Below are 20,595 nucleotides of genomic sequence, written 5' to 3'. Positions count from 1 at the left end.
GCAGGGGCGGGGACATCATGTCCCTTTCCCGTGTCCGTTGGTAGGAGGCGACATGAAAAGAAGGCGAAGCGGTCCCGGGTTGGTGTGATCCGCCCGGTCCCGCCCCGCCCTCGCTTCGTACGATCCGACCAAAAGCCCCGCGTCCTACAGGCGCGGGTCGACCGGTTCGGTCTCCAGCGCCAGGGCCGCGAACACCGGTTCGTGGACCCGCCACAGCGGCTCGCGGCGGGCGTGCCGGGCCAGGGCCTCCAGCCCCAGCTTGTGCTCGCGCATGGCCAGCCCGAGCTTGCCGCCCAGCTTCCGGTCCTTGAGGACCTCCAGGCGGTCGGGGTCGGTGTAGTCGTGGCCGTAGATGATCCGCAGGTACTCGGGGCCGCGCACCTTCAGGCCGGGCTGGGTCAGCCCCTTGGCGCCCGTGGCGCGGGCGCCCTGGAGCGGCTTGACGACCATGCCCTCGCCCCCGGCGTCCACCATCTCCTGCCACCAGGCGGCGGCCGAGGCGCAGGCGGCCGGGTCGGTGGTGTCCACCACCCGGTAGCGGGTGGAACGCACCAGCGGGTCCGCCTCGGCCAGCCGCTCCGCGGTGGCCATGTGCCACAGGTGGTCGGCGTCGGAGTACTCGCGGCCCTCGGAGGCCAGCACCGCGAAGGGCGCGAACCGGAGCCCGGCGACGCCGTCGGTGTCCCAGGAGTAGCGCCGGTACACCCGGCTGAACTCCTCCATCTGCTCCGTGCTCCGCGCGACCCGGTCCACCAGGCGGCCCACGTCCAGGCCGCGCTCGGCGGCCGCGGCCAGCGCCGCGCCCGCGGCGGGCAGGGCGGCGCGGGCGGCCGCGCCCACCGAGGCGTACTGGTCGCGGATGAGCGTGCGGGCCTTGGCCGACCAGGGCAGCAGCTCCCCGTCCAGGGCGACCCAGTCGGTGCCCAGGCGGTCCCACAGGCCGGCCCCGGTGACGGCGGCGCGCAGCCGGTCCACCACCTCGCCGCGCAGCACGGGGTCGGCGAAGAACGGCCGCCCGGTGCGGGTGTACACCGTGCCCAGGGCGCCCGGGGCGAACCGCCGTTCGGCGGCCGCCTCGTCGCGGCACAGCACGGCGACGGCGCGCGAGCCCATGTGCTTCTCCTCGCACACGACCTGCCCGACACCGGCGGCGCGGTACCAGGCGAACGCCTCGTCGGGGTGCTCCAGGTACCCGGGGGCCGCGGCGGTGGGCGCCGGCGCCATGGTCGGCGGCAGGTACAGCAGCCACCGCGGGTCGACGGAGAACCGGCTCATCACCTCCAGCGCACCCAGGGTGGACGCGCCGTTGGCGCGGACGGTCCCGAACTCCGTCTCGACGATCAGGCCGGGGTGGTGGTCGCCGACGCCCACGTCGGTGATGTCCACCAGCGTGTCGGAGCGCTCCCCGCCCTCCGCGCCCGCCGGGGCCTCGCCGCCCAGCGGCCGGACCGGCTCGTACCAGGTCCGGCGCGCGTCGACGTCGACGATCTCGCGCTCGGGGTAGCGCAGCGCGGTCAGCTTCCCGCCGAACACGCAGCCGGTGTCCAGGCACAGGGTGTTGTTGACCCACTCGGCCTTGAGCACGGGGGTGTGGCCGTACACGACGGCCGCCCTGCCCCGGTAGTCGCGGGCCCAGGGCAGGCGCACCGGCAGCCCGTACTCGTCGGTCTCGCCGGTGGTGTCGCCGTACAGGGCGAAGGAGCGCACCCGGCCGGAGGCGCGGCCGTGGTAGGCCTCCTTGAGCCCGGCGTGGGCGACCACCAGCCTCCCCCCGTCGAGGACCAGGTGGCTGACCAGGCCGTCGCAGAAGTCGAGGACCTCCCTGCGGAACTCCTCGCTCTCCCTTCCCAGCTGCTCCAGGGACTCGGCGAGCCCGTGGGTGGTGGTGACCTTGACGCCGCGCAGCGCCCGGATGAGCTTGTTCTCGTGGTTGCCCGGCACGCAGAGGGCGTCGCCGTCGCGGACCATGCCCATGGCCAGGCGCAGCACACCCGGGGTGTCGGGGCCCCGGTCCACGAGGTCGCCGACGAACACCGCGGTGCGGCCCTGCGGGTGGCGGGCGCCGACGGCCCTGCCCCGGTCGTCCCGGGTGATCCCGTAGCCCAGGGACGTGAGCAGCTCCTCCAGCTCCTCCCGGCAGCCGTGGACGTCGCCGATGATGTCGAAGGGGCCGGTGAGCTCGCGCTTGTCCGGCCAGGCGCGCTCGCGCTCGATGACGGCGGCGTCGATCTCCTCGACGCCCTTGAGGACGTGGACCTTGCGGAACCCCTCCTTGCGCAGGTACTTGAGGCTGCGGCGCAGGTCGCGGCGCTGACGGGGGATGACGTGGTCGCCGAAGTCCCGGTCGGGCCGGGTCCGGTTGCGCTCCTTGGCCAGGGCCTCGGGCACGTCGAGGACGATCGCCGTGGACAGCACGTTGTTGGCCTTGGCCACGGCCAGGAGTTCGGCGCGGGCCTTGGACTGCACGTTGGTGGCGTCCACCACGGTGAGCAGGCCGCGGCGCAGCCGGATGTCCAGGACGGTGTGCAGCAGGGAGAAGGCGTCGGCGGTGGCGCCCTGGTCGTTCTCGTCGTCGCTGACCAGCCCGCGGCAGAAGTCGGAGGAGATGACCTCGGTGGGCTTGAAGTGGCGGGCGGCGAAGGTGGACTTGCCCGAGCCGGACACGCCGACCAGCACGACGAGTCCCATGGCGGGCACGCCCAGGACGCGGGGGGCGGTGTCCGGGGCGGTCTCATCGGTGTTCATCGGGTGAACACTCCCATCTGGGTCGGGGAGCCGGTGGCGGGGTCCTGCGGACCCACGGGCAGGTAGCGGACGGTGTAGCCGTTGCGTTCGGCGACGGCGTCCGCCCACAGGGTGAACTCGGCGCGGGTCCACTCGAAGCGGTGGTCCCGGTGGCGGAACGCGCCGTCGGCCAGGCCCTCGTAGTGGACGTTGTACTCGGCGTTGGGGGTGGTGACCACGACGACGCGGGGGTGCGCGGCGGAGAAGACGCTCTCCTCCAGCGCCGGCAGCCGCTCAGGGTCGATGTGCTCGACGACCTCCATCAGCACGACGGCGTCGTGCCCGGCGAAGCGGGCGTCCCGGTAGACGGCCGAGCCGATGAGCAGCTCGGGCCGGGGCGGGCGCCCGCCCTGCTCCCGGAGGCCCACGGTGTCGGCGAACAGGTCGCGGTGGCGTCCGCGGCCGTTCGGGGCGCAGCCCCGGCAGGTCTTGCGGTGGGCCATCTGGAGGGTGACGGCGTCCACGTCCACACCGGTGATCCGCTCCAGGGTCGGGTCGGCGACCAGCTTCGCCAGCAGGGCGCCGGGGCCGCAGCCCAGGTCCAGGACGCTGGAGGCGTTCTCGGCGCGCAGCACGGCCAGGACCGCCCCGGCGCGCTGCTCGGCCAGCGAGGGCGGGCGCTCCTCCCCCGCCCGGGCCGGCGCGGGCGCCGCGGGGGCCTCCTCCAGGGCCGGGTCGGCCTCCTCCTCCGGGAGGTCGTCGGCCTCGGCCAGCCGGGCCAGGGCGGTGCGCACGTAGGCGTTGCGCCGGTTGAGGTAGCGGCGGGTGATCCAGGCGCGCTCGGGGTGGCGGGCCAGCCAGGGGGACCGGGCCTGCGGGTCCTCCTCGGTGGTCTGCTCCTCGGCGTCGGTGACGCGCAGCCCCCCGGCGCGCAGCAGCTTGTCGATCTCGCCGCGGTCCACCCAGTAGTGCTTGCTCCCGTCCATGGCGGGCAGCAGGACGTACAGGTGGCTCAGCGCCTCGGACAGCACCTGCTCGCCGGACAGGGTCAGCGACAGGTAGTGGGAGTCGCCCCAGCCGGGCAGGCCGGGGTCGAGCGGCACGGGCTCGGCGGCCACCCGCCAGCCCAGGGGCTCGAACAGGGCGCGCGCCTTGTCGGCGCCGGCCCGGCAGGGCACCGCGGGCAGGTGGAGTTCGAGGGGCAGCGGGGCGGCGGCCAGTTCCGGCCGGGCCTCGCAGGCGCCCTTGAGCGCGGAGCGGAACACCCGGCCCAGCGCCACCGTGAACAGCGAGGAGGTGGCGAAGGGGCGGTCGTTCACGTACTGGGCCAGGGCGAAGTCGGGTGTGCTGACGGAGGTGCGGGCCCGCAGCAGCGCCTGGGGGTCGACCTCCAGGAGCAGGGCGGCCGTGCAGCGCTGCTCCGTGGCCTCGGGGTAGAAGACATGGGCGGTCCCGAAGGACTGCTCGAAGCTCTGCGCCCGCTCCGGGTTCTTGTGGAGCAGGAATCCGAGGTCCGTGGCCGGGGCCGCCGGGGTCGCGGTGGTGGTGATCGTCAGTAGCACCCGTGCATTGTGTCCCGCTGGTCAGTCCGTTGGCGAGGACTTTTCGGGCGCGTTCCGGGTCCTCTCACCCGGCTCCGGGCGGGGGCCGGTGGCCGCCTGGGCGCACGCCGAGCTCCTCCATGGCCCGGGCGACCTGCGTCCGGGCATCGCCGAAGAACCCCCAGGGGACCTCGCAGTACAGGTTGCCGACGGCGGTCAGGTGCCAGCGGGCGGCCTCGGTCATCCCGGCCCGGTGGAACGCCCACCCGAACAGGTGGTGGGCCTGCACGTCGCGCGGGTGCGGGACGGCACTCCCGGCCCAGGCGCGGGCCAGCCCGAACAGCTCCTCCACCGCCTCCCCGTACAGGCGCCCCATCGCCTGACCCGCCACGAAGTCGAACACTCCCTCGGCCCTGAGCCGCTTGTGCTCGGCGCGCAGGAACTCGGCGTGGGCCAGGGCCAGGACGGCGGGCAGCGGGTCGCCCCCGGGCGCGGTGTCGGCGGCGGACCCGGCGAACGCGAACATCTCCTCGGCCGAGCCGCCGCGCGCCGGGGACAGCACGCGCACCCGGCCCGCGTGGGCGGCGAACAGGTGCGGGTCCCGGCTCCGCAGCTCGTCCCACAGCCGGTCCTTCTCCTCGCGGTCGGCCCCCGCGCCCATGGCGACGGTCTGGAGCGCGACCCAGGGCGCGGCGTCGTCGGGCCGCAGGTCGGCGGCGGCCTCCAGCGCCCGGCGGGCGTCGTCCAGCGCGGCCTCGGCGGCCTTGCGCTCGGCGGCCCCGCCGGAGGCGCGCAGGGCGTGGGCGATCAGGGCGTTGCCCAGCCACAGCATCAGGTCGGCCCGGTCGGCGGTGTCCAGGAGGTCGCCCAGGTCGTCGATCCGGTCGGCGGCGGCCCGGCCCAGCACCTCGGCGGTGGCGGTGCGGGTCTCGGCGTCCTCCCGGCTCTCGGCGAGCAGCGGCAGGGCGGCGGCGAGGCCGCCCTCGGCGACCTCCTCGGCCGCGGCCCGGAGCATGGGGTCGGTGCCCAGGGCCGCCGAGGCCAGCAGGTGCTCGACCGGGGATCCGTGGGCCGGCTTCGGGTCGCGGGGGTTCCATCGCCACATGCCGCCGAGGGTAGCGGGCCCGCCGCACCCGCGCGGACGGAGCGCGGGTGCGGCGGGCGCCGCGGCCGTCGGGGCGCGGGGACCTCCCGCACCGGGCGCGGGGGATACGGCGGAGGGGTGGGGCCGGGCCCCGGGGCGCGGGAGGAACGCGGCCCCCGGAGCGCTGTGGCCCACACCACTCCGCTGTCGAAAACGTAGCCGCGATCCCGGCGGAATCCGGTGTCCTCCACCGGCATTTGAGGTTTCTCTGAGGTTTCGCGCATCTTGCTATCGTTTCGGCATGTCGCGGCCCACCCTCGGCCTCCTGTGGCCCCTCACCGCCGCCGTCCTCGTGCTCGCCGTGTCCGCGCCGCTGCTCACACGGTCCGCGGCGGTGGAACCGGCGCCCCTGCACCTGAGCCTGGGGACCGGCGACGACGGCGGCGTCTACCACGCGTACGGTGCGGCCCTGGCCGGGATCGCCTCCTCCCGGACGGAGAACGTCCGGATCACGGCGTTGGCCACCGCGGCCAGCGTGGAGAACAACCGGCTGGTGGCCGAAGGCGGCGTGGACGCCGCCTTCACCCTGGCCGACGTGGCAGCCCTCGCGGTGGCCGGGGAACCGCCGTTCGAGGAGCCGCTGCCGATCGCCGCGGTCGCCCGCCTCTACGACAACCACACCCACGTGGTCGTGCGCGCGGACTCCCCCTACCAGGACCTGGACGACCTGGCCGGGGGCGTGGTCTCGGTCGGGGCGCGGGGGTCGGGCACCGAGATGATGGCCGAGAGGCTGCTGGACCTGGTGGGCCTGGGCGGGATCCGGGGCCGCCGGGAGGGCCGGGGCGTGCACCGCATGTGGCTGTCCATCGAGGAGTCGGCGGCGGCGCTGGAGCGGGGCGAGATCGACGCCTTCTTCTGGTCCGGCGGCCTGCCCACCGGGGCCGTGGCGGACCTGGCCGAACGCCGCCCGGTACGGCTCCTGGACCTGTCCGGGCACGTGGCGGCGCTGAGCGAGGAGTACGGCGCCTACTTCTCCGAGCTGCCGGTGCCGGCCGACACCTATCCGGGGGTCCCGGCGGTCCGCACCATCGGGGTGCCGAGCCTGCTGGTCGTCAACGCGGACATGCCGTACGCCCACGCGGAGGAGCTGACCCGCCTGCTCTTCGCCTCCCGGGCGAGGCTGGCCGAGATCCACCCGGTGGCGTTGCAGCTGCACCCCCGGTCGGCGATCTCCACCCTGCCGGTGCCCCTGCACCCGGGGGCCGCCGACTACTACCGGGAGGTCAAGTACGCACAGGACCGCCGGCCGGAGCCCGCCCCGACCCCGTGACCAGCCGGATGCGCGCGTCGATGCCCCGGGGGCGCGCGGGGGTCAGGGTGAGCGACGCCCCCTGGAGTTCGAGCAGGGTGACGACGATGGACAGGCCCAGGCCGGAGCCGCCGACACCGCCGTCCTTCCAGAAGGGGCGGGTGGCCTGTGCGAGCTGCTCGGCGGGCAGGCCCGGGCCGTCGTCGAGGACGTGGACGTCCACGTGGCCGGGCCGGCCGGGGCCGGGCGGGACCTCCTCGACCCGGACGGTGATCCGCACGCCCTCGCCCCCGAACTTCAGGGCGTTGTCGATGAGCGCGTCCAGGGCCTGGTCGAGGGTGCCCTCCACGCACCTGACCCGGACCCCCTCGCCGCCCTGCCGCGCCAGGACGGCGCCCACCCGCTCGGCGATGGGCTCCCACGAGCGCAGCCGGTCCTCGACGACCTGGCCGACCTCCTCCCACACCTCGGTGTGCTCGGCGTCCTCGGTCCGGGCCAGGGTGAGCAGGCTGTCGCAGACGCGGGTGAGCCGGTCCACCTCGTCCAGGGCCAGCCGGTGGTCCTGCCGGCCCTGCGGGACGAGGTGCCGGGACAGCGAGTCCACCCGCAGCCGCAGCGCGGCCAGGGGGTTGCGCACCTGGTGCCCGGCGTAGGCCACGAACACCCGCTGGGTCTCCAGCATGGCGGTGATGGTGTCGGCCATCCGGTTGAAGGACTCCCCGAGCCGGCGCAGCTCGACCGGGCCGGCGGCGGTGCGCACCCGGATGCCGAGACTGCCCCCGGCCACCGCGCGGGTGGCCTCGCCCAGGTCGTCGATCGGCCGCAGGATCCACCGGGTGAGCGGCCCGGCGGCGGCGATGCCCGCGGCCATGAGCACGGCGACCCCGCCCGCCGCCAGCACCCACTGGTTCCGGGTGGCGCGGCGCAGGGACCGGGTGGGCGAGGCCGTGACGGCCGCGCCGACGACCTCCCCGGAGCGGCCGACGGGTTCGGCGACGATGAGGGGGCCGCGCTGCCAGGGGTACACGATGCCGCCCGCCCCCATCCGGTTCCCGGCCAGGGCGTTGCGGACCTCCTCGGGCGGCTCGCCCGGGTCGGCCGAGGGGTCCAGGTCCGAGAGCTCCAGGCCGGGCCGGGAGGCGGCCACCACCCGGCCGTGCCGGTCGACGACGACGGCGGTGATCCCGTAGAGGCGGTCGTAGGCGGCCATCTCCGCCTCCAGCATGCCGCCGGTCCCGTCGAGGACCGCGGGTTCGGCGATGCTCGCGAACCGGGCGGTGTCGTTGAGGCGGTCCAGGAACATGTCGGAGGTGCCACGGGCGGCGATGCTGACGCACAGCGGGGCGGCCAGCCCCAGGCAGGCCGCGACCAGCAGGGTCACGTAGACGGTGATGATCCGGCGGCGCATCGGCACGGGCCCCGCTCAGCGGTGCCGCCCGGTCGGCGCCGCGTCGGCCCGCCCGGTGACCGGCATCCGGTACCCGACCCCGCGCACCGTCTCGATGAGGCCGGGCGCGCCGAGCTTGGAGCGCAGGGTGCCCACGTGCACCTCCAGGGTGCGCAGCGTGCCGGGCCAGGTCGTCCCCCACACCCGCAGCAGCAGGTGTTCGCGGGACAGCACGCTCCCGGCCTCCCGGGCCAGGGCCAGCAGCAGGTCGAACTCCTTGCGGGTGACCTCCACACGGGCCCCGTCCAGCTCCACCGTGCGCCCGGCCGGGTCGATCCGCAGGGGTCCGGCGGTCAGCGGACCGTCGGCGGGGCGGCGGATGCGGCGCAGCACCGCCTCCATGCGGGCGCACAGCTCCTCGATGGCCAGGGGTTTGACCACGTAGTCGTCGGCGCCCGCGCGCAGGCCGCGCACGCGCTCGCGCTGCTGCCCGCGGGCGGTCACCATGATGACCGCCGTGTCGCCGGCGCCGTGGCGCTCGCGGAGCATCCGGCACAGCTCGACGCCGTCCATGTCGGGCAGGCCCAGGTCCAGCAGGACGACGTCGGCGGGGTCGGCGGCCAGCGCCTGCTCGGCGGTGCGCACCTGGGTGACGGCGTACCCGTGGGGCTCCAGGGCTCCGGCGAGGGCGTCGGCGAGGCGCACGTCGTCCTCGACGAGCAGCACCGTGATCATGTCGGGCTCCTCGGGGTGCGGGGGTCTGTACCCCCGCACCCTAACCCGCCGTGTGTGTCATGGGACACTCCGGGGCGGGATCGGCGTCACGGCCTGAGGATGCCCGCCTCCGGCACGATCTCGGGGGCGCCGTGCTGGATGGCGTCCGCCTCCTGGTCGGTGTCCTGCTCCTGGGCCGCGCGCTCGGCCTCGATGCCCTTGCGGTAGTACTCGACCTCGCGTTCGGCCTGGCCCTCGTCCCAGCCCAGCAGCGGGGCCATGAGCTCGGCGGCCTCCTCCGCGGCGGCGATGCCCCGGTCCCAGGTCTCGAACGAGATCCGGGTGCGCCGGTACAGGACGTCCTCCAGGTGGCGGGCGCCCTCGGCGCGGACCGCGTAGACGATCTCGGCGCGCAGGTAGTCGTCGGCCCCGGCGAGCGAGCGGCCCAGGTCGGGGTCCTCCCGCACCAGGTCGAGCAGGTCGCGGGCGCAGGTCCCGTAGCGGCGCAGCAGGTGCGAGATGCGGGAGACGTGCAGCCCGGTCTCCCGGGCGAGCCGGTGGCGCTGGTTGACCAGGGCGCTGTACCCGGAGGCGCCCACCAGCGGGAGCCTGTCCGTGACGGACTTGGGGATCCCCCCGCCCAGGCCGTGGGCGACGGCGTCCACGGCGTCCTTGGCCATGACCCGGTAGGTGGTGTACTTGCCGCCCGCGATGAGGACGAGGCCGGGCACCGGGTGGGCGACCACGTGCTCGCGGGAGAGCTTGGAGGTCTCCTCCGACTCCCCCGACAGCAGCGGGCGCAGGCCGGCGTAGACGCCTTCGACGTCGTCCCTGCTCAGCGGGGTGCGCAGTACCTGGTTGACGTGGTCCAGGACGTAGTCGATGTCGGTGCGGCTGGCGGCCGGGTTCTCCTTGTCCAGGTCCCAGGCGGTGTCGGTGGTGCCGATGATCCAGTGGCGGCCCCACGGGATGACGAACAGCACGCTCTTCTCGGTGCGCAGGATCATCCCCGAGGAGGCCTGGATGCGGTCGCGGGGCACCACCAGGTGGACGCCCTTGGAGGCGCGGACGTGGATCTGCCCGCGGCCGCCGACCATCTCCTGGATCTCGTCGGTCCACACGCCGGCGGCGTTGACGACCTGGCGGGCGCGGATGGAGATCTCCTCGCCCTTCTCCAGGTCGGCGGCGCGGGCGCCCACCACGTGCTCGCCCTCGCGCAGGAAGCCGACGGCCTGCACCCGGGAGGCGATCCGCGCGCCGAGCCCGGCGGCGGTGCGCAGCACGGTGCTGACGAACCGGGCGTCGTCCACCTGGCAGTCCCAGTACTGGACGGCCCCGGCGAGCGCGTCGCGCTTGAGCGCGGGGAAGACCCGCAGCGCCCCGTTGCGGGTCAGGTGCCGGTGGGAGGGCAGCCCCCGGTTGTTGCGGGAGGTGAGGGCGAGGGTGTCGTACAGGGTGACGCCCGCACCGATGTAGAAGCGTTCCCAGTGGTGGGCGAACGGGAAGAGGAACGGGACCGGGCGGACCAGGTGCGGGGCGATCGTGGTGAGCAGCAGGCCGCGTTCGTGCAGGGCCTCCTGAACGAGTTCGAAGTCGAACTGCTCCAGGTAGCGCAGTCCGCCGTGGATCAGCTTGCTGGACCTGCTGGAGGTGCCCGACGCGAAGTCGCGCGCCTCGATCAGCCCCGTGGACAGCCCGCGTGAGGCGGCGTCCAGGGCGATGCCCGCGCCGACGATGCCGCCGCCGACGACGAGGACGTCCAGTTCCTCGTCGCGCATCGCGGCCAGGTCGGCCTCGCGCCCCTCGGGTCCCAGCCAGGTGGTCGTCATCCCAGTCCCTCCGTCGCGATGGTTCCTCCTCCCCAGCGCATACCCACCGGGGCGGTCCGCCCACCGGAGCGGCGCCCCCAGGCTAACCGGGCCCGGGGGCGCCGCACGGGACGCCACGCGTGGGGGCGGGTCACCCGGCGGCGGGCCGGTCCGCCGCCGGACGCGGCAGGAGCAGGGCGAGGAAGGCGACCGCGACGGTGGCGGCCCCGCCGACCAGGGAGGCGGTGCCCAGGCCGCCCCAGGCCCCGGCGACGGCGGCCAGGACGGCCAGGCCCAGGGCGCCGCCGACCTGCTGGACGGTGGAGACGGCGGCGGAGGCCACGCCCTGCTCGCGTTCGCCGACCCCGCTCCCGGCGGCGGTGAACACGAGCGGGTAGACGGTGCCCGCGGTGACGCCGAGCAGGACGACCGCGGGCAGCACCGCCCAGTAGGAGTCGGCGGCCAGGGCGAGGGCGAAGGCCGCGGAGGTGAGGCCGACGCCGACCGTTCCGGCGAACAGCGCGGTGCGCACGCCCCAGCGCTCCAGCAGGCGGGGCAGCAGCAGGGCCGAGCCGAGCATGGCGGCCACCCCCTGGGGCAGGAAGCCCAGGCCCGCGAGGAAGGGGTCCAGGCCCAGGGTGCCCTGGACGTGGGTGGTGTACACGTAGTGCAGCGTGGCGACGACGCCCATGAGGACGAGGATCAGCCCCATGGCCACCAGGAGGTGGCGGTCGCGCAGCAGGGAGGCGGGCAGCAGCGGGCTCGCGGACCGGCGTTCGACGGGCCCGAGCGCGGCCAGGGCCAGCAGGCCCAGCAGCAGGGCGCCGCCGCCGTCGGGCGAGATCCATCCGGACTCCTGGAGGCGGAAGACCCCGAACACGAGCAGGAGCGCGCCCGCGGTGACCAGCGCGGTGCCGGGCAGGTCGAAGCCGCGCGGGTCCGGGCGGTGCCGGTCGGCGGGCAGCAGGCGGGGGGCGAGCGCGGCCACCGCCAGGGCGGGCGGGACGATCGCCCAGAACACGGCGGTCCAGCCGAAGGCGCTGGTGAGGATGCCGCCGACGGCCCCTCCCGCCAGGGCGCCGAAGGCACCGGCCGAGCCCCATACGGCCATCGCCCGGTTGCGGGCGGGACCGGCGGGGAAGGCGGTGCCGATCAGGGCGAGGGTGGCGGGGAAGAGGGCGGCGGCGCCGACCCCCTGGGCGGCGCGGGCGGCGATCAGGACGCCGGCGTGGGAGGCCAGGGCGCCCGCGACGGAGGCCAGGCCGAGCAGGAGCGCGCCCAGCACGAGCATGAGGCGGGCGCCGAGCCGGTCGGCGGCGCGGCCGCCCAGGAGCAGGAGTCCGCCGTAGCCGAGGGCGAAGGCGTTGACCACCCAGGGCAGGGCCGCCGCGCCCAGGCCCAGGGCCCGGCCGATCTCGGGGAGGGCGATGTAGACGACGTTGAAGTCGAGCGACAGCGTGAAGTGGGCGGTGGCCAGGAGGGCCAGGGCCGCTGTACCCGCGGTGCGGGTGCGGGTCCCGGCCGCGGTCCGGGGTTCGGCGGAGGTCATGAGGGGCGTCCCTTCCGGGAAAAGTGCTTGAGCGCTGGATATTCCAGCACTGGACCATTCGTGGATAGTTCAGCACTGGAACTTTCAGGAGGACACTAACGCAGAGATATTCCAGTACGCAACTGTTCAGCGTGCTAGCATCTCGGCATGAGCACAGAAGGATGCCTGGACACGGACGAGGAGCGGACCTGGGACGCGGCCACACTGGCGTTCCGGCTGCTCGACCAGCAGGTGGAGCGGGACGTGCAGGCGTCCTCCGGGCTCCCCCTCACCTACTACGAGCTGCTGGTCCTGCTCTCCAAGGCGCACCGCCGCTCGCTGCGGATGAGCGAGCTGGCGGAGATCACCCACACCCGCCCCAGCCGCATCTCCCACGCCGTGGCCAAGCTGGCCGAGGGCGGGTTCGTGGAGCGCGTGCACTGCGAGAGCGACCGGCGCAGCTGGTTCGCCAAGCTCACCGACAAGGGCGCGCAGACCCTGCGCACCGCGGGCGTCGAACACGTGCGCAGCATGCGCGAGAACATGTTCGACCTGCTCAGCCCCGAGCAGCAGGCGCAGCTGCTGGACATCTCCCGCACCCTGCTGGCCCGGCTGGCCCCGGGCGCGGAGGACCACGCCACCCGGGTCCTCCAGGACCTCTAGGCCGCGGGGTCGGGTACGGGGGCGAGGCCGGGCCGGGCGGCCTCGGCCGCCTCCAGCCGGCGGATGAGCCGGTGCACGATGAGCAGCGGGATGATCCCGAAGACGCCGAACGAGATGTCGATCAGCTGCCACAGCCACGGGATGCCCCGGATCGGGCCGCAGATCAGCGCCAGCGGCACCACCATCACGCAGGCGATCATGCCGAACTGGATCACCCAGATGTTGCGCACCGGGTCCCGCCAGGGGCCGATGAACGCCACCGCGATGACCAGGTGCGCGAACGCCAGCCAGTCGGTGCCGTAGAGGACGAACGGCTGCTCCGCCTCCACCGTGTCCAGACCGGCGCGCACCCGGGAGACCCAGTCGGCCAGCCAGGGCGCGGCCTCGGACACCGGCGCGAGCGGACCGGCCAGCAGGGAGTCCAGCAGCCGCACTTCGGCGGGCAGGGGGAAGGCGGTGACGCCGCTCAACACCAGGCCCACGATGAACAGGCAGATCCAGATGCGGATGCGGCGCAGCAGCGCCTGTCGAGTGTCCACACCCGGATTCTCCCGCAGGGGTCCGAACCGCCCGATCCGCCCCCCGGTCCCGAGCGTGACCGCAGGTCAGGCCGAGGCGTCGGCGTAGGCGTGGGCGTAGGCCAGGACGTCGGCCACGTACTCCGGGGAGCGGTTGTACGACAGGATCGCCGCCTCCCAGTCCTGTGCGGTGCTCAGGTCGCGGCCGTTCGCGCACAGGTAGCGGCCGGCGGACAGGGCGGCGTCGTCGATCTGGTGCGGGTCGGGATCGCCGGCCCCCGAGGCGGAGGTGCCCCACCGCGCCCAGGTCCCGGGGATGAACTGCATCGGGCCGACCGCCCGGTCCCAGGTGGTGTCGCCGTCCAGCAGGCCGCCGTCGGTGTCGGGGATCGCCCGGGTGTTGTTGGTGCCGTCCAGCGGGATGCCGATGACGTTCACGGTGGTGACGCCGTCCGGACCGATCTCGCCGCCCGCGTAGGTGCCGTGCCGCGACTCCACGAACCCGATGCCCGCCAGGGTCGGCCAGGACAGGTTGCAGGAGGGCAGCTCCTCGGCCAGCGCCAGCTGCGCGCCGGCGTAGCCCTCCAGGGCCCGCACCGGGATGGTCGTGGCGCCGGAGACCTGCTCCAGCCAGTCGTCGGCGGCGCGCGGCCCGGTCCCGGGCGTCTGCTGCTCGTCGGCGCCCGCCGAGGAGACCGGGTCCGGCTCGGCCGGGTTGACCTCGGCCGACGCCGGGGGGCCCGTGAGCTGGTCGTGCGGGGGCGTCTCGATGGTGCCGTCCGGCGGCCCGCCGGCCGCCGACGACGGGGGCTCCCAGTCGGAGAGCGACCGCGAGACCCGGTCGACGGCGAAGAGCACGCCGCCGGTCAGTGCCAGGCACAGCGCCAGAGTCACGCAGACGGCGACGAGCGGACCCCTGCCCCGCCCGTCACGGGTACCCCTGCCCAAAGCCCCACCCCTTCCCTCGCAGAACCCTTCGGAATCGTCGGGTCGTGTGACGCCGACGGCCGGAACATGGTTGCACACCGCTCCCGGAGCCTTTCCGGGAGCACAACGAAAAGCGGGGACGCGCCGGTTCCCCGGCACGCCCCCGCGACACCCGTCAGCGGTGCGGGTTGACCACGACCTCGACCCGCTGGAACTCCTTGAGGTCGGTGTAGCCCGAGGTGGCCATGGTGCGGCGCAGCGCGCCCATGAGGTTCATGGAGCCGTCGCTGGTGGACGCCGGGCCGTGCAGGATGGCGGACAGGTCGCCGATGGTGCCGACCCGCACCCGCTCGCCGCGCGGCAGCTCGCCGTGGTGCGCCTCGCTGCCCCAGTGGTGGCCGGCGCCGGGCGCCTCGGTGGCGCGGGCCAGCGGAGAGCCCACCATGACGGCGTCGGCGCCGCAGGCCAGGGCCTTGGCGATGTCGCCGCTGGTGGTCATGCCGCCGTCGGCGATGACGTGCACGTAGCGGCCGCCGGACTCGTCGAGGTAGTCGCGGCGGGCGGCGGCGACGTCGCCGATGGCGCTGGCCATCGGCACCGCCACGCCCAGCACGGAGCGGGTGGTGTGGCCCGAGCCGCCGCCGAAGCCGACCAGGACGCCCGCGGCGCCGGTGCGCATCAGGTGCAGGGCGGCGGTGTAGGTGGCACAGCCGCCGACCACGACCGGGACGTCCAGGTCGTAGATGAACTGCTTGAGGTTGAGCGGCTCGGCGCGCCCGGACACGTGCTCGGCGGACACCGTGGTGCCGCGGATCACGAAGATGTCCACGCCCGCGTCGACGACCGCCTTGTGGTACTGCGCGGTGCGCTGCGGGGACAGGCGGGCCGCGGTGACCAGGCCCGCGTCGCGGATCTGCTCGATCCGGCGGCCGATCAGCTCCTCCTGGATGGGGGCGGCGTAGATCTCCTGCAGCCGCCTGGTGGCGGCCACGTCGTCCAGCTCGCTGATCTCCGCCAGCAGCGGCGCCGGGTCCTCGTACCGGGTCCACAGGCCTTCGAGGTCGAGGACGCCCAGGCCGCCCAGGCGGCCGATCGCCACGACCGTGTCCGGCGAGGCCACACTGTCCATGGGGCTGGCCACGAGCGGCGTCTCGAACCGGTAGGCGTCGATCTGCCAGGCGATCGACACCTCCTCCGGGTCGCGCGTGCGCCGAGCCGGCACGATGCCGATCTCGTCGAGCTCGTAGGCCCGGCGCCCGTTCTTGCCCAGCCCGATCTCCACCTGAGCCAACGCTTCGATCCCCTCTGACGTGCTGCCCCGGCCGGTGCGACCGGTGCGTTCACTACCGCCGAGAGTCTATCCGCCCCGTTCCGGGAACGGGTCGGGCCGCCCGGAGGGACTCCGGACGGCCCGTTGCGCGGCGGTGTGTCAGCGGCCGTTGTAGTTGGGCGCCTCGACGGTCATCTGGATGTCGTGCGGGTGGCTCTCGCGCAGACCCGCGCTGGTGATGCGCATGAGCTGGCCGCGCTCGCGCAGCTCGTCCAGGGTGCGGGTGCCCGCGTACCACATGGACTGGTGCAGGCCGCCGACGAGCTGGTGGGCGACCGCCTGGAGCGGGCCGCGGAACGGCACCTGGCCCTCGATGCCCTCGGGGATGAGCTTGTCCTCGGAGGAGACGTCGGCCTGGGCGTAGCGGTCCTTGGAGAAGGAGCGGCCGCGCATGGCGCCCAGCGAGCCCATCCCGCGGTAGGCCTTGAACTGCTTGCCGTTGATGAAGATGAGCTCGCCCGGGCTCTCCTCCACACCGGCCAGCAGGCTGCCGAGCATGACGCTGCTGGCGCCGGCGGCGATGGCCTTGGCGATCTCGCCGGAGTACTGGAGCCCGCCGTCGGCGATGAGGGGGACGCCGGCCGGGCCGCACGCCTTGGCCGCCTCCAGGATGGCGGTGAGCTGCGGGGCGCCCACACCGGCGATGACGCGGGTGGTGCAGATGGAGCCGGGGCCCACCCCGACCTTGACGGCGTCGGCGCCCGCGTCGATCAGCAGCTGGGCCCCGGCGCGGGTGGCCACGTTGCCCGCGACGATGTCGGCCCTGGAGTTGGCCTTGAGCTTGGCGACCATGTCGGCCAGGCCGGCGGAGTGGCCGTGGGCGGTGTCCACGACGATGAAGTCCACCCCGGCGTCGACCAGCAGCTTGGCGCGCTCGGTGGCCTCCGGGCCCACGCCCACGGCGGCGCCCACGACGAGGCGGCCGTCGGCGTCCTTGGTGGCGTCGGGGTACTGCTCGCTCTTGATGAAGTCCTTGACGGTGATGAGGCCGCGCAGGCGGTCGTCGGCGTCCACCAGCGGGAGCTTCTCGACCTTGTTCTCGCGCAGCAGCTCGAAGGCGCGCTCGCGGCTGACGCCGACCGGCGCGGTGACCAGGTTCCGCGTGGTCATGACGTCGCGGACCAGGCGGCCGCGGTCGCTCTCGAACCGCATGTCGCGGTTGGTGACGATGCCCACGAGGCGGCCGGAGTCGTCGGTGACGGGGACGCCGGAGATCCGGTAGTGCGAACACAGGCGCTCGACGTCGGCGAGGGTGTCCTCGGGCTTGCAGGTGACCGGGTCGGTGACCATGCCGGCCTCGGAGCGCTTGACCAGGTCCACCTGGGCGGCCTGGTCCTCGGCGGAGAGGTTGCGGTGCAGCACGCCGGCGCCGCCCTGGCGGGCCATGGCCACGGCCATGCGGGCCTCGGTCACGGTGTCCATCGCGGCGGACAGCAGCGGGATGTTGAGGCGGATGTTGCGGGACAGCCGGGTGGCGGTGGTGGCCTCGCCGGGCTGCATGTCGGAGTAGGCCGGTACGAGCAGCACGTCGTCGTAGGTCAACCCCGGCGGCAGCAGCTTGTCCCCGTAGTCGCCGATGTTCTCCTGACCCATGACACAACCTCCGCTGCTCGCTCCGGCACGCCGGCCCTCCGGCGCGCCCGCGCGGTGCTCGCCCCCGCGTGTCGTCTCATCCTAGGTCGTCGCCCCGGTGGGGTCGGGGGGAACGGGGCGTTCTCCCCGCCGCTCGGGCGTGAAAGTGAGCAGTCTCACTGTTTGAGATCGGACGGCGCGGGGCGGAGCTGATCGGCCGCGGGCCGGGAGGGACCCTGCCCAGGTCAACACCGGTGGGTGCGCGTGTTCTTCCCCGCCCGTCCGCGGCGGGCGCGGGGCGGGCGCGGCTCAGTGGCGGCGGCGCGGGGTGTAGCGGACGGGGCCCAGGGCCCGGCAGGCCGCGTACACGCGGGGGCGGTCGGGACAGGGGCGGCGCCCGTCGCCCGGGCGCCCGGCGCGCTCAGGGGAGGAGGCGGTTCGCCACGGCCACCTGCCGAAGCCGAGCAATAGCCCGGTGCTGGGCAACCCGTACCGCGCCCGCCGACATTCCAAGTACATGTCCCGTCTCATCCGCTGTCAGTCCTGCTATCACCCTCATGACCAGCAGTCGGCGCTGCTGTTCGGGGAGCTCGTCGAGCAGCTCCCGCGCGCGCTGGGCCTCGATGACCCGCACCGCGGCCTCCTCCGGCCCGGGCGCCTCGTCGGGGCGGTCCGGGACGGTGTCGCTGGAGACCAGCTCCACCCTGCCCGCACCGCGCAGGGTGTCGGCCACCTTGTGCGCGGCGATGCCGAAGACGAAGGAGGCGAAGGGGCGGCCCCGGTCCTGGTAGCGCGGGATCGCCGAGAGCAGGGCGATGCAGACCTCCTGGGCCACGTCGTCGGAGTAGTGCGCCAGACCGGACACCCGGGCCAGCCGGGCACGGCAGTAGCGGACCACCATGGGGCGGACCTCGCGGAGCAGCGAGTCCATGGCGCCGTCCTCACCCCGGACCGCCCGCGACCCCAGGTGGTTCAGGCCGGTGTCGCGCGACGCGGGATCGGGTTCCCCCGGTGTTCCTGGCCGCTGCGCGGTAACGCCCCCCCGGGCGTTTGCATCCGTCACGCTAGTGATCATGCCCCCGTCCGCCGACCTGACCGCTCCAATCGCCAACTACGGAATGGTTACGTTTTGGGAAATTCACCCCAAAACGGATCGGCGCGTGCGGTCAAACCCGAAGCGTACGTGATAGTGCACACCTTCTCGACCCCGGGCCCGCCGCCCCCGGGGGACGCGGGCGGCCCGGCCCCCGCGCACAGACCGGTGGGCCGGTCCGGGAGCACCCCGGACCGGCCCACCCCGGCGTCCGCGGACGGAGTCCGCCGCGGTCCGTCAGTGGCCGTGGCCGTGGCCGTCGTCGTCGCCCTCGTCCTCGGGCTTGTCCGCGACCAGCACCTCGGTGGTCAGCAGCATGCCCGCGATGGAGGCGGCGTTCTGCACGGCGGAGCGGGAGACCTTGACCGGGTCGATGATGCCCTCCGCGGTCAGGTCGCCGTAGGTGCCCTTGGCGGCGTTGTAGCCGTGGCCGACCTCCATCTCGGAGACGCGGTGGACCACCACGAAGCCCTCGGCGCCGGCGTTCTCGGCGATCCAGCGGGCGGGCTGGGTCAGGGCGCGGCGCACGATGCCCACACCGGTGGCCTCGTCGCCGGTCAGGCCCAGGTCGTCCAGGGCGGTGGAGGCGTGCACCAGGGAGGCGCCGCCACCGGCGACGATGCCCTCCTCGATGGCCGCGCGGGTCGCCGAGATGGCGTCCTCGAGGCGGTGCTTCTTCTCCTTGAGCTCGACCTCGGTGGCCGCGCCCACGCGCAGCACCGAGACGCCGCCGGCCAGCTTGGCCAGGCGCTCCTGGAGCTTCTCGCGGTCCCAGTCGGAGTCGCTGGCCTCGATCTCCTTACGGATCTGGGAGATGCGGTCCTCGACCTCGGACTGCTCGCCGGCACCGTCCACGATGGTGGTGGTGTCCTTGGTGACGGTGATGCGGCGGGCGTTGCCCAGCACGTCGACGTCGGCGTTCTCCAGGGTGAGGCCGACCTCCTCGGCGATGACCTGGCCGCCGGTGAGGATCGCGATGTCCTGGAGCATGGCCTTGCGGCGCTCGCCGAAGCCGGGGGCCTTGACCGCGGCGACGTTCAGGGTGCCGCGGATCTTGTTGAGCACCAGGGCGCCCAGGGCGTCGCCCTCGATGTCCTCGGCGATGATCAGCAGCGGCTTCTTGTTCTGGACGATCTTCTCCAGCAGCGGGAGGAGCTCGTTCAGGTTGGAGATCTTGCCCTGGCTGATGAGGATCTGCGCGTCCTCCAGCACCGCCTCCTGGCGGTCGCCGTCGGTCACGAAGTAGGGCGAGATGTAGCCCTTGTCGAACTGGAGGCCCTCGGTGAACTCCAGGTCCAGCCCGAAGGTCGGGGACTCCTCGACGGTGATGACGCCGTCCTTGCCGACCTTGTCGAACGCCTCGGCGATCAGGTCGCCGATCTGGGCGTCCTGGGCGGAGTTGGTGGCGACGTAGGCGATGTCCGCGCGCTCCTCGACGGGGCGGGCGCGCTCCAGCAGGATCTCGGACACCTTGGCGGCCGCGGCGTCGATGCCCTTCTTCAGGGACATCGGGGAGGCGCCGGCGGCGACGCTGCGCAGGCCCTCGCGGACCAGCGCCTGGGCCAGCACCGTGGCGGTGGTGGTGCCGTCGCCCGCGGCGTCGTTGGTCTTGGTGGCGACCTCCTTGACGAGCTGGGCGCCCAGGTTCTCGTAGGGGTCGTCCAGCTCGATCTCACGCGCGACGGTCACACCGTCGTTGGTGATGGTCGGGGCACCGAACTTCTTGTCGATGACGACGTTGCGGCCGCGCGGGCCCAGCGTCACCTTGACGGCGTCGGCGAGGCGGTCGACGCCCCGCTCGAGGGCGCGGCGGGCGCCGTCCTCGAACTCCAGGATCTTCGGCATTCCGTTCTTCCTTGGTAGGCCTGGCCAAAAACAGGCATCCCGCCCGCCCGGCGAGGCGCCGACCGGTGCGGGATGCGGATACTGCTCCGGGCCCGTGCGAGCGGGCCGCGTCGAGGACTACTTCTCGACGACCGCGAGGAGGTCGCGGGCGGAGAGGACCAGGTACTCCTGGCCGTCGTACTTGACCTCGGTGCCGCCGTACTTGCTGTAGAGGACGATGTCGCCGACCTGGACGTCCAGCGGGATGCGGTTCTCGCCCTCGTCGTCCCAGCGGCCCGGGCCCACGGCCAGGACCTCGCCCTCCTGGGGCTTCTCCTTGGCGGTGTCCGGGATGACCAGGCCGGAGGCGGTGGTCTGCTCGGCCTCCAGGGCCTTGACCACGACGCGGTCCTCGAGCGGCTTCAGCACGGTCTTGGTGGCGGTCGACACTGTGTGACCTCCCCCTTCAGGATTTCGGTGTCCAGTACTTCCGGTCCGCACGCGTGAGAGCGCGGACCGGCTGAGAAAAAGGGGCGACCGCGGCGGCCTGTCGTCGCGGGTGCCAGACCGGCC

At 74.0% G+C, this 20,595-nt stretch carries 16 protein-coding genes; 2 read left to right on the top strand and 14 right to left on the bottom strand.

From position 1 onward, the window contains the following. Positions 1-144 precede the first annotated feature (144 nt). From ACFVNO_RS01915 to ACFVNO_RS01905, 3 genes are all read right to left on the bottom strand, one after another. Positions 145-2,745, bottom strand: a complete 2,601-nt coding sequence (locus tag ACFVNO_RS01915) for a polynucleotide kinase-phosphatase (RefSeq protein ID WP_355256173.1) — start codon at positions 2,743-2,745, stop codon at positions 145-147. Further along, positions 2,742-4,286, bottom strand: coding sequence for a 3' terminal RNA ribose 2'-O-methyltransferase Hen1 (locus ACFVNO_RS01910; protein WP_355256170.1), 1,545 nt, complete (start codon positions 4,284-4,286; stop codon positions 2,742-2,744). Before ACFVNO_RS01910 ends, ACFVNO_RS01915 begins: the two co-directional genes overlap by 4 nt. Before the next feature lie 64 nt (positions 4,287-4,350). Next, entirely contained in the window at positions 4,351-5,370 is a 1,020-nt protein-coding gene (locus tag ACFVNO_RS01905) for a hypothetical protein (RefSeq protein ID WP_355256167.1), read from the bottom strand. Between the two features lie 280 nt (positions 5,371-5,650). Here ACFVNO_RS01905 and ACFVNO_RS01900 point away from each other — a divergent pair, with 280 nt between their 5' ends. After that, positions 5,651-6,679: a TAXI family TRAP transporter solute-binding subunit gene (locus ACFVNO_RS01900; RefSeq protein ID WP_378888470.1), complete on the top strand. Its 1,029-nt coding sequence runs from the start codon at positions 5,651-5,653 to the stop codon at positions 6,677-6,679. On the opposite strand, the gene ACFVNO_RS01895 is transcribed toward ACFVNO_RS01900, so the two are convergent. The 4 genes from ACFVNO_RS01895 to ACFVNO_RS01880 form a co-directional block, all read right to left on the bottom strand. Next, on the bottom strand, positions 6,633-8,066 hold the full coding sequence (locus ACFVNO_RS01895) for an ATP-binding protein (RefSeq protein WP_378889188.1): 1,434 nt from the start codon (positions 8,064-8,066) through the stop codon (positions 6,633-6,635). The two genes, ACFVNO_RS01900 and ACFVNO_RS01895, sit on opposite strands and share 47 nt — an antisense overlap. A 15-nt stretch (positions 8,067-8,081) precedes the next feature. Beyond that, positions 8,082-8,780 (bottom strand): response regulator transcription factor, encoded by a 699-nt coding sequence (locus tag ACFVNO_RS01890; protein WP_355256161.1) that lies wholly within the window; start codon positions 8,778-8,780, stop codon positions 8,082-8,084. An 86-nt stretch (positions 8,781-8,866) separates the two neighbouring features. Next, complete coding sequence (gene glpD, locus ACFVNO_RS01885) at positions 8,867-10,588, bottom strand: glycerol-3-phosphate dehydrogenase (protein WP_355256158.1); 1,722 nt, start codon at positions 10,586-10,588, stop codon at positions 8,867-8,869. Positions 10,589-10,718: 130 nt separating this feature from the next. After that, on the bottom strand, positions 10,719-12,116 hold the full coding sequence (locus ACFVNO_RS01880; RefSeq protein ID WP_355256155.1) for an MFS transporter: 1,398 nt from the start codon (positions 12,114-12,116) through the stop codon (positions 10,719-10,721). A 147-nt stretch (positions 12,117-12,263) separates the two neighbouring features. Between ACFVNO_RS01880 and ACFVNO_RS01875 the strand changes: the two genes are divergently transcribed. Beyond that, the gene (locus ACFVNO_RS01875) at positions 12,264-12,758 is read left to right on the top strand and encodes a MarR family winged helix-turn-helix transcriptional regulator (protein ID WP_220564844.1); all 495 of its coding nucleotides are present in this window, start codon (positions 12,264-12,266) and stop codon (positions 12,756-12,758) included. On the opposite strand, the gene ACFVNO_RS01870 is transcribed toward ACFVNO_RS01875, so the two are convergent. The 7 genes from ACFVNO_RS01870 to groES form a co-directional block, all read right to left on the bottom strand. Continuing rightward, positions 12,755-13,297, bottom strand: coding sequence for a hypothetical protein (locus ACFVNO_RS01870; protein ID WP_378888464.1), 543 nt, complete (start codon positions 13,295-13,297; stop codon positions 12,755-12,757). The two genes, ACFVNO_RS01875 and ACFVNO_RS01870, sit on opposite strands and share 4 nt — an antisense overlap. A 66-nt stretch (positions 13,298-13,363) precedes the next feature. After that, positions 13,364-14,170 carry a lytic transglycosylase domain-containing protein gene (locus ACFVNO_RS01865; protein WP_355256148.1) on the bottom strand — a complete coding sequence of 269 codons (807 nt, stop codon included), beginning with the start codon at positions 14,168-14,170 and terminating at the stop codon, positions 13,364-13,366. 208 nt (positions 14,171-14,378) lie between these two features. Continuing rightward, complete coding sequence (locus ACFVNO_RS01860; protein WP_220565525.1) at positions 14,379-15,485, bottom strand: GuaB3 family IMP dehydrogenase-related protein; 1,107 nt, start codon at positions 15,483-15,485, stop codon at positions 14,379-14,381. Positions 15,486-15,632: 147 nt separating this feature from the next. Beyond that, positions 15,633-17,126, bottom strand: a complete 1,494-nt coding sequence (guaB, locus tag ACFVNO_RS01855) for an IMP dehydrogenase (protein WP_355256145.1) — start codon at positions 17,124-17,126, stop codon at positions 15,633-15,635. Positions 17,127-17,526: 400 nt separating this feature from the next. Beyond that, complete coding sequence (locus ACFVNO_RS01850; RefSeq protein WP_378888460.1) at positions 17,527-18,168, bottom strand: sigma-70 family RNA polymerase sigma factor; 642 nt, start codon at positions 18,166-18,168, stop codon at positions 17,527-17,529. Positions 18,169-18,435: 267 nt separating this feature from the next. After that, complete coding sequence (gene groL, locus ACFVNO_RS01845; protein WP_355256141.1) at positions 18,436-20,043, bottom strand: chaperonin GroEL; 1,608 nt, start codon at positions 20,041-20,043, stop codon at positions 18,436-18,438. Positions 20,044-20,160: 117 nt separating this feature from the next. After that, positions 20,161-20,472, bottom strand: coding sequence for a co-chaperone GroES (gene groES, locus ACFVNO_RS01840; RefSeq protein ID WP_220564839.1), 312 nt, complete (start codon positions 20,470-20,472; stop codon positions 20,161-20,163). Positions 20,473-20,595 lie beyond the last annotated feature (123 nt).

The organism is Nocardiopsis sp. NPDC057823 (assembly GCF_042797335.1).
Classification (GTDB): Bacteria; Actinomycetota; Actinomycetes; order Streptosporangiales; family Streptosporangiaceae; genus Nocardiopsis; species Nocardiopsis changdeensis.
Note: the sequence above shows the minus strand (reverse complement) of the source record. Positions and strands in the feature narration are given on the sequence as shown.

What these genes read in the sequence shown, in the direction of transcription:
- ACFVNO_RS01880 (WP_355256155.1), bottom strand. Translation starts at nt 12,116, where the DNA reads ATGACCTCCGCCGAACCCCGGACCGCGGCCGGGACCCGCACCCGCACC.
- ACFVNO_RS01905 (WP_355256167.1), bottom strand. Translation starts at nt 5,370, where the DNA reads ATGTGGCGATGGAACCCCCGCGACCCGAAGCCGGCCCACGGATCCCCG.
- ACFVNO_RS01915 (WP_355256173.1), bottom strand. Translation starts at nt 2,745, where the DNA reads ATGAACACCGATGAGACCGCCCCGGACACCGCCCCCCGCGTCCTGGGC.
- ACFVNO_RS01875 (WP_220564844.1), top strand. Translation starts at nt 12,264, where the DNA reads ATGAGCACAGAAGGATGCCTGGACACGGACGAGGAGCGGACCTGGGAC.
- groL (WP_355256141.1), bottom strand. Translation starts at nt 20,043, where the DNA reads ATGCCGAAGATCCTGGAGTTCGAGGACGGCGCCCGCCGCGCCCTCGAG.
- ACFVNO_RS01900 (WP_378888470.1), top strand. Translation starts at nt 5,651, where the DNA reads ATGTCGCGGCCCACCCTCGGCCTCCTGTGGCCCCTCACCGCCGCCGTC.
- glpD (WP_355256158.1), bottom strand. Translation starts at nt 10,588, where the DNA reads ATGACGACCACCTGGCTGGGACCCGAGGGGCGCGAGGCCGACCTGGCC.
- guaB (WP_355256145.1), bottom strand. Translation starts at nt 17,126, where the DNA reads ATGGGTCAGGAGAACATCGGCGACTACGGGGACAAGCTGCTGCCGCCG.
- ACFVNO_RS01895 (WP_378889188.1), bottom strand. Translation starts at nt 8,066, where the DNA reads ATGCGCCGCCGGATCATCACCGTCTACGTGACCCTGCTGGTCGCGGCC.
- ACFVNO_RS01890 (WP_355256161.1), bottom strand. Translation starts at nt 8,780, where the DNA reads ATGATCACGGTGCTGCTCGTCGAGGACGACGTGCGCCTCGCCGACGCC.